This is a genomic window from Campylobacter coli, from assembly GCA_039516895.1.
In the GTDB taxonomy this organism is placed as follows: Bacteria; Campylobacterota; Campylobacteria; order Campylobacterales; family Campylobacteraceae; genus Campylobacter_D; species Campylobacter_D coli_B.
The window spans coordinates 745089-761491 of sequence record CP154437.1 but is presented as its reverse complement, the minus strand read 5'-3'; the positions used below and the strand labels follow the sequence as shown (position 1 = coordinate 761491).

General features: G+C 31.8%; 17 protein-coding genes. 2 read left to right on the top strand and 15 right to left on the bottom strand.

Features of this window, described 5'->3' with window-relative positions; all coding sequences use genetic code 11:
- Positions 1 to 77: 77 nt before the first annotated feature.
- Positions 78 to 1241, top strand: coding sequence for a putative lipid II flippase FtsW (gene ftsW / locus AAID94_03760; GenBank protein ID XAK24642.1), 1164 nt, complete (start codon positions 78 to 80; stop codon positions 1239 to 1241).
- The gene (gene murG / locus AAID94_03755) at positions 1238 to 2254 is read left to right on the top strand and encodes an undecaprenyldiphospho-muramoylpentapeptide beta-N-acetylglucosaminyltransferase (protein ID XAK24641.1); all 1017 of its coding nucleotides are present in this window, start codon (positions 1238 to 1240) and stop codon (positions 2252 to 2254) included. Before ftsW ends, murG begins: the two co-directional genes overlap by 4 nt.
- Here murG and AAID94_03750 read toward each other — a convergent pair.
- From AAID94_03750 to AAID94_03680, 15 genes are all read right to left on the bottom strand, one after another.
- Positions 2244 to 3407 carry a CynX/NimT family MFS transporter gene (locus AAID94_03750; protein ID XAK24640.1) on the bottom strand — a complete coding sequence of 388 codons (1164 nt, stop codon included), beginning with the start codon at positions 3405 to 3407 and terminating at the stop codon, positions 2244 to 2246. The genes murG and AAID94_03750 overlap by 11 nt on opposite strands.
- 7 nt (positions 3408 to 3414) lie before the next feature.
- Positions 3415 to 4269: an ATP-binding protein gene (locus tag AAID94_03745; GenBank protein ID XAK24639.1), complete on the bottom strand. Its 855-nt coding sequence runs from the start codon at positions 4267 to 4269 to the stop codon at positions 3415 to 3417.
- A gap of 62 nt (positions 4270 to 4331) precedes the next feature.
- On the bottom strand, positions 4332 to 5222 hold the full coding sequence (locus tag AAID94_03740) for an AraC family transcriptional regulator (GenBank protein XAK24638.1): 891 nt from the start codon (positions 5220 to 5222) through the stop codon (positions 4332 to 4334).
- Positions 5223 to 5235: 13 nt separating this feature from the next.
- Positions 5236 to 5841 (bottom strand): thiamine phosphate synthase, encoded by a 606-nt coding sequence (locus tag AAID94_03735; GenBank protein XAK24637.1) that lies wholly within the window; start codon positions 5839 to 5841, stop codon positions 5236 to 5238.
- Entirely contained in the window at positions 5831 to 6976 is a 1146-nt protein-coding gene (thiH, locus tag AAID94_03730) for a 2-iminoacetate synthase ThiH (protein XAK24636.1), read from the bottom strand. The genes AAID94_03735 and thiH overlap by 11 nt, the downstream gene beginning before the upstream one ends.
- Before the next feature lie 2 nt (positions 6977 to 6978).
- Positions 6979 to 7755 carry a thiazole synthase gene (locus AAID94_03725; protein XAK24635.1) on the bottom strand — a complete coding sequence of 259 codons (777 nt, stop codon included), beginning with the start codon at positions 7753 to 7755 and terminating at the stop codon, positions 6979 to 6981.
- A gap of 3 nt (positions 7756 to 7758) precedes the next feature.
- Complete coding sequence (gene thiF, locus AAID94_03720) at positions 7759 to 8562, bottom strand: thiamine biosynthesis protein ThiF (protein ID XAK24773.1); 804 nt, start codon at positions 8560 to 8562, stop codon at positions 7759 to 7761.
- The gene (thiS, locus tag AAID94_03715; GenBank protein XAK24634.1) at positions 8559 to 8750 is read right to left on the bottom strand and encodes a sulfur carrier protein ThiS; all 192 of its coding nucleotides are present in this window, start codon (positions 8748 to 8750) and stop codon (positions 8559 to 8561) included. Before thiS ends, thiF begins: the two co-directional genes overlap by 4 nt.
- On the bottom strand, positions 8747 to 10162 hold the full coding sequence (locus AAID94_03710) for a restriction endonuclease subunit S (protein XAK24633.1): 1416 nt from the start codon (positions 10160 to 10162) through the stop codon (positions 8747 to 8749). Before AAID94_03710 ends, thiS begins: the two co-directional genes overlap by 4 nt.
- Complete coding sequence (locus AAID94_03705) at positions 10155 to 10847, bottom strand: MAE_28990/MAE_18760 family HEPN-like nuclease (protein XAK24632.1); 693 nt, start codon at positions 10845 to 10847, stop codon at positions 10155 to 10157. Before AAID94_03705 ends, AAID94_03710 begins: the two co-directional genes overlap by 8 nt.
- 4 nt (positions 10848 to 10851) lie before the next feature.
- Positions 10852 to 11916: a DUF262 domain-containing protein gene (locus AAID94_03700; GenBank protein ID XAK24631.1), complete on the bottom strand. Its 1065-nt coding sequence runs from the start codon at positions 11914 to 11916 to the stop codon at positions 10852 to 10854.
- A complete protein-coding gene (locus AAID94_03695) occupies positions 11916 to 13979 on the bottom strand; it encodes an N-6 DNA methylase (protein XAK24630.1) in 2064 nt (687 codons plus the stop codon). Before AAID94_03695 ends, AAID94_03700 begins: the two co-directional genes overlap by 1 nt.
- Positions 13980 to 13988: 9 nt before the next feature.
- Positions 13989 to 15086, bottom strand: coding sequence for a succinyl-diaminopimelate desuccinylase (gene dapE, locus AAID94_03690; GenBank protein XAK24629.1), 1098 nt, complete (start codon positions 15084 to 15086; stop codon positions 13989 to 13991).
- A gap of 4 nt (positions 15087 to 15090) precedes the next feature.
- On the bottom strand, positions 15091 to 15693 hold the full coding sequence (locus AAID94_03685; protein ID XAK24628.1) for a LysE family transporter: 603 nt from the start codon (positions 15691 to 15693) through the stop codon (positions 15091 to 15093).
- Positions 15686 to 16387: an NAD-dependent deacetylase gene (locus AAID94_03680; protein ID XAK24627.1), complete on the bottom strand. Its 702-nt coding sequence runs from the start codon at positions 16385 to 16387 to the stop codon at positions 15686 to 15688. The genes AAID94_03685 and AAID94_03680 overlap by 8 nt, the downstream gene beginning before the upstream one ends.
- Positions 16388 to 16403: the final 16 nt, after the last annotated feature.

The window sequence follows — 16403 nt, the reverse complement described above, 5'->3', positions numbered from 1 at the left end:
AAACTTAGCAAAAAATTTAATTTATTTTAGTTATAATAAACTTTTAAATTATTCCGAAAGAAAAATTACAATTTTACATGATTGCCGATAAAAAATTATTTTATTTAAGCTGTATTTTGATAAGCATAGGTATAGTATTTTCATATTCTCTTACTGTTTTTACTGTACTTTTTTTTGATTATAGTGAATTTCACTTTTTTATACGCCAACTCTTTTTTGGGCTTAGCGGTATATTAATCATGTTTTTTATCTCTCGCCTTGATCCTGATAAAATACTTGCCAAAAGAATTATCCTAGCTATACTTATAGGCTCTTTTATATGTATTATTATCTTACCTTTTTTACCCTCTGCCTTAGCAACTGCTAGTGGGGGTGCAAAGCGTTGGATTCGTTTAGGACCTCTTTCTATTTCACCTGTGGAATTTTTTAAAATAGGACTGATTTATTTTTTAGCTTGGAGCTATACAAGACGCATTGATGATAGCAAAAAAGCAATTAAGCATGAAGTTTTGATTCTTTTGCCTTATTGTATTTTAGCTTCGATTGTAATAGGTTACATCTATATCACGCAAAATGACTTAGGGCAAAGCGTTATATCTTTCTTTTTAATTTTAGCTCTAGCTTTTTTTGCAGGTGCGAGTAAAAGACTTTTTGCTTTTGGAATTTTAATCATCATGATGATAGGAATAATGGTAATTTTTAGCAACCAAAGGCGTATCCAAAGGATAGCTTCTTGGTGGGGCAATATCCAAGATGCTTTCTTGCCTATGCTTCCTGATTGGATGGCAGATGCTTTAAGAGTAAGTGGCAATAGTGAGCCTTATCAAATTTCACACTCCTTAAACGCCATAGCCCATGGGGGAATGTTTGGCGAAGGACTTGGACTAGGTACTTTTAAACTTGGCTTTTTAAGCGAGGTGCATACTGACTTCGTTCTTTCAGGCATCACAGAAGAAATAGGGCTTTTTGGCTTGGGGGTTATTTGCTTTATCTATCTTTGGATGATTTTAAGAATTTTTAGAATCGCAGGAAGATGCGAAGAAAAACAAGATTTTATATTTTGTTCAGGCATTGCTTTGCTTTTACTCTTTTCATTCTTTATGAATGCTTTTGGTATCATTTCTCTTACACCTTTAAAAGGGGTTGCAGTACCTCTTTTAAGCTATGGGGGAAGTTCAATGTGGGCAATTTGCATAGGAATTGGATATGTTTTAATGATTTCAAAAAAGGTTAAGTTATGACAATAGTTCTAACAGGTGGTGGAACGGGTGGGCACCTAGCCATTGTGCGATGTTTATTAGAAAGTGCGATTAAAAAAAATATAGATTGCGTTTATATAGGAAGTCAAAATGGTCAAGATAGAGCTTGGTTTGAAAACGAAACTCGTTTTAAAGCGAAATTCTTTTTAAGCTCTCGTGGGGTTGTTAACCAAAGCAAACTTGGAAAAATCAATTCCTTGCTCCACACACTCAAGCTTAGCAAAGAATGCAAACAAATCTTTAAAGATTATGATATCAAAGCGATTTTTAGCGTAGGAGGATACAGTGCTGCTCCTGCTTCTTTTGCTGCTTTGTTTTCACACTTGCCTTTATTTATCCATGAACAAAATTCAAAAAGCGGTTCTTTAAATAAACTTTTAAAGCCTTTTGCTAAGCAATTTTATAGTGCTTTTGAAAAAGAAATCGTACCCTACCCTGTAGCAGATAAATTTTTCGACAAAGCAAGAATTCGCAAAGAATTAAAAAATATCATTTTTCTAGGTGGATCCCAAGGAGCTAAATTTATAAACGACTTAGCCTTAAACCTAGCTCCAGAACTTCAAAAAAAAGGAATTGGTATCATTCATCAATGTGGAAAAAACGAGCTTGAAAAGTATCAACAAGCTTATAAAGACTTAAATATACAAGCTGATGTATTTGACTTTAGTCCCCATTTAGAAGAAAAAATGCAAAATGCAGATTTGGCTATTTCGCGAGCGGGTGCAAGTACGCTTTTTGAACTTTGTGCCAATACCCTACCAAGTATTTTCATACCCTACCCTCACGCTGCTAAAAATCATCAGTATTTTAATGCTAAATTTTTACAAGATAAAGCCTTATGTCAAATTTTTATGCAAAATAATACCTATTCTGATGAAATTTTAAAAGCCATACTGAAGCTAAATTTAGAAGATATTTCTACAAGACTTAAAGATATGGCGCAAAAAAATGGTGCGGATATTTTGCTTGAAAAAGCATTAGAAACTATGAAATAACCTTGCTTTTATAAGCTAGATATCCAAAAATATTAACAAGTATGCCCACAATAAAAAGTATACAAATAGAGCTTGTAAAATTCCCAAACATATCATGGAAAATCCCTATGATCCATTGCCCTTGTGCTGCGATTAAATATCCAAATCCTTGAGCAAAAGCTGAAAGCCTTGCAGCTATTTTTGCATTAGAACTTTTTTGAGCAATAAAGAGCAAAGCGATGCCAAAAACACCACCCCAAGGAAACCCTACAATAAATGCAGCAAGTATAATCATAAACCGAGTATCAAATGCAAGTAAAATTCCAAAAGATACCACATACATCGCACACAATATAGCTATATAAGGTGTATGCAAACTCTTTTTAAGTTTTCCTAAAAGCAAGGGGCCAAAAAGAGAAACTGGAGCAGCTACAAGCTGAGAAAAAAGCACCATATCGGTTGCAAAATCTTTATCATAGCCTTTTTCTACGATTATTTGCACATACCAAAAAAACAAAGAATAAGCTAAAAAACTTTGAAAACCCATAAAAAGAGTGATTTTCCAAGTGGTTGGATTTTTTAAAAGATTGATTTTTTTACTCTCTTTTTTCTTAGTGCGAAAAAAACGGCCATTTTTAGCTTGAGGATAATAAATCATCAAAGCAATAAAAGAAAAAACCGACCAAAAAACCATAGCACCCGCTAAATCAAATATATTTAATAAAGGCATAGATAAAGCAATTCCTGCTATAGAAGAAATGCTCAAAACAAGACTATAAATTCCCATCATACTTGCCATTTTTTTAGGAAATTTTTCCTTAATAAAACTTGGCAATAACACATTAGCAATAGCTATACCACAACCTATGCCAAGCATTCCTAAAAATAAGCCATAAACACCTAAATAAGAACGAATAAGTTCTGCGATAAAAATAAGAAAAATTCCAACAATAATCGCACGAATAGGAGAAAAATAACCCACTATAAAAGAAATGCTACCAAAAGCTATCAAAGGAAGGCTAGTAAGCACACCTGCGAGAGTGGAATTAAGATTATACTCATCTTGGATAATATCGATCATGGGTCCTATCGCAGTAATAGGAGCCCTAAGGTTAAATGCTACAATTATGACAATAGCAACATTTAACCAAAAAATTTTTTTAAAAGAAAGCATTAAATCCTTAGTTTTTAAGTTCTACTTTAAGTATTTTACCCTCTACCATCTTAGGAATCCATAAAGTATCACCTTCTATGAAAATATCTGCAGGACCTTTGATAGAAGGTAAGTCAAGTTTTAATGCTTTATCATCTTCTAAACGATAAATCACCCCGTTTAAATTTTCACCCCAAGAACTTACAAGTAAGGCATTTTCATAAGGAACGATTCCATCATAAGCTTCTTTTTCATTTTTAATCACACTAAGTTCCTTATTTTTTAAATCATAACTCATCACAACACCGCCACTAGCACCATCTGGATGATATCCTGCTATAAAAAGCTTATCATTTTTTCTATCTAAATAAAGTCCATTAGGACCGCCAAATTTAGCGATATCAAGTTTTAATAACTCATCATATTTTTTCGCTTTTAAATCCACTTTTAAAACAAGTCCTGTGCCTGTATCACTTACTAAAAGTGTATCATCATTTAATTTTTCGATAGCATTTAGAAAAATTGCACCCTTTATAGGCAAATTAAACACTTCCTTTTTGCTTTTTAAATCAAAACCACGCACCACATCAATATCCACCACATAAAGTGTATTTGCAACTTCCATCATACCTTTTGGGGCATTTAGATTGCTTATAAATTTATGCTCAAGCACTTTACCATTTTTATCAAGCTTAGAGATAAAACCATCATTATCTTTTGCTAAAGGCTCAAGTTTTTCACCTACATTAGATACATACACAGAATTTTTATCTACAAAAATACTTTCAGGGCTTTTAAAACCATCAAATTCTTGATATTTCAACTCGCTTGCTCCAAGCAAACTTGCTCCAACAAGTGCTAAGCTTAAAACATATTTTTTCATACTTTTCTCCTTTTGTTAAAAATATTTATGCTGATTATATTGATTTAGATAGAAAAAGTGTGCTAGTTTTTTGATAAAAAATACAAGTTTTTTGATTTTTGATATTGCTTAGGGGTTTGATTGTATTTTTCTTTAAATCTCTCGATAAACCAAGCCACCGAAGAAAAAGCACATTCATTGGCTATTTCATTTACATTTTTTTTAGAAAATTCAAGCAAAACTTTAGCTTTTTGCAATCTTTTTTCATCTAGCCATTTTTTAGGACTTTGTCCGAAGCATTTTTTAAATTCTCTAGAAAAAGTAGCAAAATCAAGCTTCGCAAAATCAGCCATTTCACTCACGCTTATAAATTCTCTCCCACAATACTCAAAAAGCTGTGAAAGATCCAAACGAAATTCTTTTAAAATTCCAGCTAAAAAGCCTATGAAATAAGTATTTTTATTTAAAAGTAAATGTAAAAAAATCTCTTCAAATTTAAGACTGACTATGGGGTCTAAGATTTGCGTATTCTCATCAAAATGAGGAGTGAAACTCTCTAAAATTCCTTGCAAAATTTTATCATTTTTTACCCAAAAAATTTCACTTTCTCCGTTTGCTTGCTCTAGCTTAAAAAGATCTTTATACTTATAAATAAGCTCGATTAAAAAAGCATTGTCAAAGAAAAACAAATAAGCTTCATAAACACCACTACTAAGTCCTACATTGCTTAAAGTATAATTTCCAGCTTTTAAAAATAAGGTTTCATAAGAGTCTATTTTATAGTCTTTTGATGCAGTATGTAAAATTTTATATCCTTTTCTTACGAAGGTTAAAAGATGACTGCCTACATTGACAAAAGAAGAGTGCGAGGTACTTACTTGCGTGTATTTTGCAAAAGTACAGGATTTAAAATTTTTATAATCCACACCTTTTAATTGTTTTAAATCTTGTGGCAAAGAAAGAATTTGCTCCATTTTTCACTCTTCATCAAAGCAAGTTTCTTTTGCATTCTACAAGATATTTTTTCACATCTTTTTCGCGCATTAAAACCTCACGCATACAAACACCAGCTACATTAATATCTTTAAAACTTGCAATATTTTGTACATTAATTCCACCTATAGCATAAAGTGGAATTTGACTAAAAGAAAGTAAAGAATTTAAAAACTCAAGCCCTCTTGGCTCTAAATCTTTCTTGCAAGAACTCTCAAAAATATGACCCACAAAAGCATAATTTACCCCATAGTTCATCGCTTCTAAAAGCTCTTCCTTGCTATGTACCGAAGTGCCTATTATATGAAAATACTTACTCATCTTTGGCTCTTGTCTTAGCAATGCAAGTGGCGCATGAAAATAGCGGTGCCCTAACTTTAAGCACTCCTTATCAAAAAAATGCAAAAAACAAGTTGTTTTGTGTTTAGCGCAAATAGCTAAAACCTCTTTAGCCAAATCATAATACTCAAATTCACTCAAATCCTTCTCTCTAAGCACAAAAGCATCTATACCTGATTTAGCAAGCTTTTCTACTTGTTTTAGAAAGTCTATCTCGACACATTTTCTATCGCTTATAGCAATGATTTTTTTATCCCACATAAATACTATCGCTCATCACAGCTTGTAAATTTGAGTTTTTAAGCATAGCTAAAATTTCATCCACACCTCGATCGTCTGAAATTTCAAATTGTCCATCACCTTTTTTATCGCCCTTATGCTCTCCTATACCCACGCTTACTCCTGCGCTCATTTTTGTCGCTCCAAGTTTTACAACCTCATCTCTAAAGCCTACTCTTTCACGACTTGATATAGTAATACCTGCAAAAGGCAAAAAAAGTCTATAAGCACAAAGCACTTGCAAAAGGCGTTTTTCGCTTACATCTTTAGGGTGAATTTTAGCATTATTGATAATAGGTCTTAAACGAGGTACCGAAATAGAAATTTCAGCATGCGGATAAGCCTTTTGTAAAAAATACGCATGAAGAGCTGTTGCAAGCGCATCTTTTCTAAAATCATCAATCCCCAAAAGTGCTGCAAAAGCTACTCCTCGCATACCCGCTCTTAAGGCTCTTTCTTGCCCATTAAAACGATAAGGAAAAATACGCTTTTCACCCCCTAAATGAATTTTAGAATACTTTAAAGGATTGTAAGTTTCTTGAAAAATGGTTACATAATCACAGCCATTTTCATGCAAAATTTTATACTCATCCTCATTCATAGGATAAATTTCAACACCTACAACCTTAAAATACTGCCTAGCTATCTTACAAGCTTTTGCGATGTATTCTACGCTTGCAAACTCTCTTCCTTCACCTGTTAGCATTAGAATTTCTTGCAAACCTGTTTTAGCAATAGCTTGCATTTCTTCATGAATTTCATCTTCACTCAGCTTGGCTCTTGCGATTTTATTTCCTTTTTGAAAACCGCAATAAACGCATTTAGAATTACAATAATTTGACAAATAAAGTGGAGTAAAAAGCGAAATAGAATTTCCAAAATATTTTTGCTTGGTTTTAGCCGACTTAAAAGCTAATTCTTCTATAAAATCTTCAGCTGCACTTGAAAGCAAAGCTTTTAAATTCTCAATACTCAAATACGTAGCATTTAAAGCCTCTTGCACTTCTTTAGCGCTGTATTTTGTTTCATCATAATTTTGAATTTCATCTAAAACCTTAGATAAAATATCGCTTTTTAACTCTTGCATATGAGGTAAATACTGCATATAATCTTGCATGATCAATCCCTTAAAAAGCCTGTTAATGGAGAACTAGCCTTAGCCTCGCTCACGCTTGCTAAACCTGCTAAATAACCCGCTCTTCCAGCCTGTATAGCCAAAGAAAATGCTTTTGCCATCAAAGCAATATCCTTTGCTTCAGCTATAGCTGTATTTGCCATCACTGCACTTACTCCCATTTGCATAGCCTCGCACGCTTGTGCAGGGGTTCCAATACCTGCATCTACAATGATAGGCAAATCGATCTCATTAAGCAAAATTTGTATAAATTCCTTAGCACACAAGCCTTTATTACTCCCAATAGGTGCTGCTAAAGGCATGATAGCTGCAGCCCCTGCATCACGCATAGCTCTAGCTGCATAAAGATCAGCGTGCATATAAGGCAAAGGGGTAAAGCCTTCTTTTGCTAAAAGTTCACAAGCCTTAATGGTTTCATAATTATCAGGCAACAAATACTTACTATCACCTATAACCTCTATTTTTATAAGCTCTCCGCAGCCAAGCTCTCTAGAAAGTCTTGCGATACGCAAAGCCTCATCGGCATTTCTAGCTCCGGAAGTATTAGGCAAGAGGGTTATATTTTTAGGGATATAATCAAGTATATTAGCAATCTCACCCGTATTTGCACGGCGCAAAGCCAGCGTGATGATTTCTGCTTTGGCTTCTTCTATGGCTGATTTTATAAGCTCTAAAGAATACTTTCCTGATCCTAAAATAAATCTTGATTTAAATTCATATTTTCCTATTTTTAAGCTATCATTTTTTAAATTTTCTTGCATTTTTTACTCCTTATTTGCCAAAAGCTCTAAGACAAGATTGCTTTGATGTCCAGCGCAAATATTTACACGCGGTGCCATAAGTCCATTTCCCACTTTAGCACCATTTACCAAATCCCCACATACATAGAAATTTTTAGCGATTTTTCTTGTTTGTATGCTATTACTATCGCCATATCCTGCAAGCCCTGAAGCACAGATTAAAGTAGTGTCTTTATAAAATCTATGAAAATTTTGTGCTATCATAGCCTTTGCAAGCGCACCATCAAAAGCCTCGCAAACTATATCCATATCTTTAAATAAATCAGGCAAATTCTCTTCATCGATTTTTAAAGTGCAAATTTCAGTTTTAATATAAGGATTTATTTCACTGATTTGCTCTTTTAAAGCCTCGGTTTTAAATTTTCCCAAATCACTTACGCGGTAAGCTTGGCGGTTAAGATTGCTAGGCTCAACCACATCAAAATCAATCAGCTTTAAATACCCCACACCACTTCTTGCTAAATTTATCGCTATATGTGAGCCAAGCCCACCCAAACCACAAACCGCCACGCGCCCATTTTTAAGCTTATCGTGAAGTTTTGGAGTGTGTCTTGCCCTCATCATCGCATCTAGAGCATCTTTTGGAGGTAAGGTGTTTCTTTCTATACAAAAAAGCTCATCATTTTCGTGAATTTTTATATTTTCTTTCGTTGCAAAACCATTGATAATCCACACATCATTTTCATTTTTGCTTACACTTTTGAAAAAATCCAAACTGGTGCTAAATTCTGTATCTAGTTCTTTACCATTGAATTTAATTCTCATCAGCCACCCCCTACAAAACTCACGATTTCCGCTTTATCGTCTTCTTTTAAAATCAAATTTTCAAATTCACTTTTAGGTATAATCTCTCCATTTAATTCTAAGGCGATAAGTTCGATTTTAAAACCCTTTTCTTTGATAAAATCCATAAATTTAAGCTCTTTAAGCTCAAATTTTTCTCCGTTAATAATCATACTTTTCCTTGTATTTGCTCTTCTACTTTAATTTTTGCATTATCTAATAATTGTTTAGATTTTTTCCTTAAATTAAAACTTTCTTGTATATATTTTGCAATTTTTTCTTGAGTTGTAGGATCTATTTTAGGGATAAAAATTTTAGACAACTCTTCTTTGTTTATAGCGCAAAGTATTGTTCCGCTTGGAAATTTCTTTAAATATTCTTGAAATATTTGACTTTTAAACATTACAAGCAAAGTTTCACTATTTAATAATTTTGAATTTAATACAAAAAACCCTGTTGAGACTAAATGCTTGTCAAATTCTTGGGTAATCAAAGCACAGCTTGATAGGCTACCCTCGATACTTGAAATAATTACATCTCCATTGCTTACTATTCTTCTTGCTCTTGTGGGTAAATTTTTTCCCAAATCACTAATTGGCTCGTTAATATTACCATTGTTGCCTATATTTGCAAGTTCTATGTAATTATAATTTTCATTGTTTTTAGGTGTAAAATTTGTGTCTTTATTGTTTATAATGTTTAAAAAGCTATCATATCCATTTGAATAAGATTTTATAAAATTTTCTATGTCTTCATATTTACTTTGATAATATTCACTATCCAACCTTCCTGTTTTTAGAAAAGATTCTTTTAGGGTGCGTATAGAAATATTTGGTGAGTTTGTAGAATTATTTGTTTTAGAATTTAGTAAACTTTGCAATGGATTCTTTGGATCAAGTCCTAGTTCATTATATAAAATTTCCTCTGCTTTTTTATACAACTCTTTGCTTTCTTCTAATGCTTTATGAGAATCTTTTACCATTTTTTCAATTTCTAACTGAAATTCCATAGAGAAAATGGGAATTTTAAAATAATTAAAATCTCTAGGATAAATTTCAATTTGCCCGGAAGTTCCACTATAATATCTGATTATTTGAATCTGACCATAGTAACTTTGCAGAAAAATAGTCAAAAAATAAGGGTTTAAATATGTTTTATTTTTAACAACAATAATATTAATATGACTATCTATACTAAAATCAAAATCAAGTATATTGATAAACACTCTACCTAAAGTTCCTATACCTGTTGCATTTATTAATACAGATTCTTTTGGAACAATTTTTCCATACCCACTTTTTGCATTTTCATAGTCAATATATTCATTCCTAATATATTGACTATTGATAACTTTCATCTTACTTGTCTCGTCATATTTCGGTTGCGAATACCGAGAATTAAATTTCGTATTATCACTCAAATATTCAACTTGATTTAATTGTATGGTCTCCATAGCATCAAAATATTCTTTCTTGAAAAACTCAGAATCTATTCTTTTACTCTCATTATCCTTTTGAGCTTCACTAAGTTTTAATACGCTAATTTCTAAATGCGGGTATTTTTCCTGTAAAGTCTGATTATACATTTTTGTATCCTTGATTAGCAATATATTTTTTTATATTTTGTAAGTATTTGTGCAAATATATAACAATGCTCAAATATCTTTCCTTTAAACCTTCTATTGTTATGTTTTTACCAAAATCTTGAAAACTAATTTCGCCATGTGCTAGTTTATTTCTATCTTCAGTATTTATTTTAATTGTATCTTGAATATCAATTTTACAAAGCCTATTAAATTTATTAACATCAATATCACTTAATATAATTTTATTAAGAATATTAGATTTTATATTTTTACAATTTATTGATCCAGCACTAAAGGGGTTTTCATTGTTAAAATCATTTTTCAAATTGATTTCCACCATTTCATTGCCCAATTGCTTTATTACTTCAATTAAATCATTCGCAATAATGGCATTAAAATGTCTTTCTTTGTTTTTAATTTTTGCTTGGAGATAAATCTTCTTCATATTATCATGTAAATCATAAAAACTGATTTTATTTTGTTTAATATGATCAAAAATATCTTGCAAGCTTTGTACAATTACACTTTCTAACATTGTATAGAGCATAATCACAAACTTTGATTTTATTGATTGTGCATATTTATTGTAAAAGTTGTTATTGTTTTCTTTATCCATTACCTCCATATCTTTTAACAAATCTTTTAAAAAGCTTTTTTGTTCTTTATATATTGTCCAAGATTCCATAGCTTTATTGCTTTAAATTATTTAAGATTAATTTAATATTATCATTGAGAGTTTTTAGACTACTGTTGTTTGAATTGTTTATAAAATCTTGAGACCAAACATCAAAAGTTTTATTGGCATAGTTTGGGTCCTCTTTAATATAAATCGCAATCGCTAACATAATCGCCAAAAGCTTATCTTTTTTTCTTAGTTTGTAAGAATCATTTTCTGTAATCTTACATCTTTCTATAATCTTGATTACATTTTTAAATAATGTTAGAAGCTCATCTTTATTTTTATCATCATCATCAAAACTCTTATTTTTTTCTTTCATATAATTTTCAAGCACAGCATTTATAGTTTCATTAAATTCTATTTTGTTGCTTTTAATATATAAATCATAATAAGCAAAAAACTTAATAATAAGCTCTTGCTGATACCCCCTTAAAGAAGCTGTTTTTCCAAGTTTAGCTATATTTTCAAATTCTTCAGTAGAACATTCACTATAAATAAATTCAACAAATTTACCGTAATTTGATCCTTTTCTTACTTCCATAGCTGTAGCATTTGTTCCTTTTGTATTAATGCGCTCAAATATTTTGTTTGCAATATCCTTGGCATTTTCTTCTTCATTGGATTCTAATACAATAATTCTCAATGAACTATCTTTCATTTTTCGCTGAATCGAAGGTGGAAAATCTTCAAATTTCATACCATTAAAATCACCCAAAATTTCTAATTTATTTAATTTATGTTCATTGTTAAAAAATTTATCCAAAGCTCTTATTCTCTGTGATCCATCAATCACTTCAAGCAATCCATCATCTGTTTGCTCTAAAAAAATCAAAGGTAATGGTAATCCTAATAAAATTGTTTCAATAAGTTTAGATATTTGATCTGGTTTCCAGACAAAATTTCTTTGATAAAATGGTATATTAATTTCAGTTTGATTTTTTTCTGTCTGTTTATGAAATTTGCTTAATACTAACTCAATAGACCAATCTTTTGTATCATATTTAATATTTTTTTGTTTTTCTTTTAATATATTGGTTATTTCATCTGAACTTAACATTGATTTATTGCTTGCCATTATAACCTCCAAAAACTCAAATTTTCACTCTTTGCAAATTCAATAAAAGCTTCCGCTATGCCATCTTTTTGCAAGTCTTTGTATTTTTCCACATTTAGCGTATATTCTTGCATTCTTTTATCAAAATCTTCTTGGCTTTCATCTTTTTGTTTTATAGGTTCATCTCCTTCTAAATGCGGATGAAATAGATCATGTTTTACTACTAAATGATCATGAGAATCTAAAAGTGGATAATAAATCTTTTCGCCTGAATTATCCTTGCTGGGCTCACTCATCGTAGCAAAGAAGATATTATAGTCCTCACACTTTGGACATAATTTATCATCCCATTTTTGTAAAAATAATACACTGGTTTTTGTGCCTGTGTGTGGTTTAAAGACATTTCCATGAAGTCCTACAACTGCTAAGATTCTAGCCTTTTGTGCGATAAATTCTCTTATATATTTATCACTTGAATTATTAAAACGCCCTTGTGGCAAGACAATAGCCATTCTACCGCCAGGACGCAACATATCTAAATTTCTTTCAATAAATAAAATATCTCTTCCTACTTTACTTTGAGGTTTGCCATTTTCTTTTTTGCCTAGCTCATATCTGGCTAAAATTCTACCTTCTTTTATATCTCCTGCAAAAGGTGGATTTGCCATTAAAATATCAAAACTAAAATCTCTATTTTGATTTTTAGTAGCTCTTAAATTTTTTAAGCGTTTAAAACCTTCAAAATACACATCTTGCCAATCTTCATCATCTTTTACCCACTCATCCCATCTATCAAAGTCAATGGAATTTAAATACAAGACATTTGTATGCCCATCACCTGCAATTAGATTAAGCATTTTTGATACACGAACGCTTTTTTCATCAAAATCTATACCAAATACTTTTTCTTTTACATAGTCTTGACACTCAGGAATCTTTTCTTGAGCTGTAAAAAGATGGCTTGCTTCTATGCCTCTTTCCTTATAGATTGAACGCCACACATAAAAACAAGTATGTATCGGAAATCCACAACTTCCGCTTGCAGTATCTATCATGCTTTCATCTTTTTTGGGATTTAGCATTTTGACGCACATATCTATCACGTAACGCGGAGTAAAATATTGCCCTTTTTCACCTTTTGAAGATTTATTCACTAGATATTCAAAAGCATCATCAATAACTTCTAAATTAGAATTGAACAATTTTACATTTTGCAAAGATGATACACATACACTTAGGTGCGAAGGAGAAAGTTTGATCTTCTCATCATTATTAAACACACCTTCCCATTTTTTCTTTGCTTTATCAAAAAGTTTTTCTATTTTTTGTTTAAGTTCAGAATCTGATTCTCCATAGTTTCTAAACTCTAAATTTTTTGTTTTATCTCTAGAGGCTTCTAATTCATCAAAAAGTTTTATAAATATAAGTTTAAAACACTCTTCAAATACATCGACTCCAGCATTTGCTAATACCTCATCTTCCATTTCTAGGATTAAATTTTTCAAACTTCTTTTTTGATTCTTTAAGATATCTTCCTTGATTAAATCATCAAAGGTGAAATCTATTCTTAAAATTTCTGGCAAGGTTTGATTGGCTTTTGGGATATTTGGAATAGCTTCAAAATAATTTGGATCTTTTCTGTGATAATAGCTAATTTCTTTACCATTACACCATACAGCCATGGTTGCACCAGTAGCATTGCAATAACTTTTTAATTGTTCTTTACCGTCTTTTAATTTTGGTTTTTTTACTTCTATGATGATGTAGGGAGTTGTGATTTGGATTTTATCCATTATCACAATATCAGCCCTTTTTACTTCGCGTCCAAAATGCACACCAAATTCAATTTTTATCATATCTTTTGGATAATCATATTCATTTAAAAGCTTATCAATATAAAGCTGGCGTACGATTTCTTCTGGCGTAAGTTTAATTTCTTTGTCGCGGACAAGGCAATTAGTATAGTATATAATTTGATTATTTTTGTTTGTCTTAGTTATAATTTTAGTTTCTAATTCAGCAATAGCTTTTTTACTAAATAGATCTAACTTATAATCACTATCTTTTAAAATTTCTTCAATCATTTTAAACCCTTAAAAATTCTCCACCAAATCTCTAAAAACAAGACAAAGTTTTTCAAATTCTTCCACGCTCACTCTCTCGTCAATAGCGTGAATTCTATCATTACAAACGCCAAATTCAACCACCTTAACGCCGTATTTTGCAAAATACCTTGCATCACTTGTGCCGCCTTTGGTATTAAGCTCTGGTACCTCATGAGTGATTTTTTGCACACTTTCATTCATTTTTTGTACGATTTTATTATCAATGCTTGTTAAAAAAGGTTCGCTTGATTGTGTTAATTCTAGCTCATAATTTAAACCGTGGCAAATTTTTTCAACATAAGCTCTTACATCTTCTAAATTTGTATCAGGAGAATTGCGAACATTAAACATAAGTCTTAAATCATTTGGAGTGACATTGCTTACTTGCATACCCCCGCGAATATCGGTTATAACGATTTTTGAAGGGCTAAATTCAGCACTACCTGGATCAAGATCAAAACCTGCTAAAAGTTTTAAAACCGGTGCGAAATCATGCACAGGATTGATACATTTTTCAGGGTAAGCTGCATGACCTTGTTTTCCGCGTATCAAAAGCTTACCATTGATAGAACCACGACGCCCTATTTTGATACTATCGCCCATTTTTTTTACACAAGTAGGTTCAGCAACCACAGCATAATCAGGTAGCATATTTTTTTCTTTCATCCATTCTAAAACAGCTTTCGTTCCGTATTTTGCCTCGCCTTCTTCATCACTTGTTAAAATAAGGCTTAATCTTCCTCCCTTAAAGTTAACTTCCTTTACAGCATCGATAAAAGCAGCCACACCGCTTTTCATATCCTGCGCACCCCTTGCATAGATAAAACCTTCTTCTTCCAAAGGCTCAAAAGGATCATTTTTCCAACCCTCGCCCGCAGGAACGACATCTACATGCCCACCAAAAGCCAAATGCTCACCCTCATCGTTAAATTTCTTAGTAAGCAAAAGATTTTTAATCCCTTCTTTTTCTATAAAAAAAGCTTCAAAATCACTAAGTTCTAAGGCGATGAAATTTAAAGCACCATCATCTTCGGGTGTAATGGACTCAAATTTTAAAAGTTCGATCAATAATTCTTTTGCATTCATTTTTCTATCCTATAAAAGTTTTATATAATAAATTTAGAGCGAAATACTCTATAATCAAAGCTGAAACTATATTGATAATACGAATCACCTTTGCACTAAAAAGATAGCTGTATTTTGCGACAACAAAAGCTAAAGCAGCTATCCAAAAAAGAATAGCAACAACAAGCCCTAATATCGTAGAATAAGCGTGTTGATTGCTTAAAACTATGCCTGTGGCACTGAGCCAAAAACCTATCACATAAGGATTAGAGCCATTTAAAATGATACCCTTAACATAGCTTTTTAAAAGACTTTCTTTAAAATCTTTATGCTGATCTAAATGCAAATCTTCATTTTTCTTTTTTAACATCAAATAAGCCATATAGCTTAAAAAACAAAAACCAAAAATAGCCAAAGCACGCATAAAAATCACATTATCCAAGAAATTCAAAAGCCCAAATTGCAATAAAAGCAAATAGAGCAAATCCACACTAAATGCACCCAAGCCCACCGCTATGGAATTTTTAAAAGCCTTTAAAGCATAGGTTAAAATCAAAATATTTATAGGCCCAAAAGGAACACTTACCCCAAAACCCAAAAACAAACCATTTAAAAAAGAATCAAACATTGCCATCTTTCATAAAATTTTCAATATCCAGTGCGATTTTATCTATAGCACTGATTATATCTTCGGTGTAGATTTTATCAAAATATCGCTCCAAATTCACATCTTTTTCATAAATATTTAAAATACTTTTTTCACACATTGAAGCATATTGCCCCACAGGTAAAACCGCCCCGCTTGTGCCTATGCTAATAAATAATGAAGTTTGATGAAGCAAAGAATAAAGCGTAGCATAAGCAGGAGCCTGCTCTTCAAACATGACTATATTGTGTCTTAAATTTTGGCTTTTACATTTTGGGCATTGTTTATCAACGATTTTTTCATAGCCTATGTTAAAAATTTCATCACAAGATAAACAGCGAAGCTCGGGTAAAAAACCATGTAAATGTACCACATCTTTACAGCCTGCACGCTCTAGCAAATCATCAACATTTTGCGTAAGGATAAAAAGATTTTTACCCCATTTTTCTTTTAATTGTGCGATTTTTTCATGGGCATAATTTGGCTTTACACTTTGAAGTTGGACTCTTCTTGCGTCATAAAAATCAAGCACTTTTTTAGGATTTTTTCTAAAGCCTGTAGCAGAACAAACCTCCATTACATCATACTCTTCCCAAAGTCCATCGTTATCTCTAAAAGTTTTAAGCCCACTTGGAGCAGACAAACCCGCTCCGCTTAGTATCATAATGTTTTTCATTTTAAGCCTTGAATTT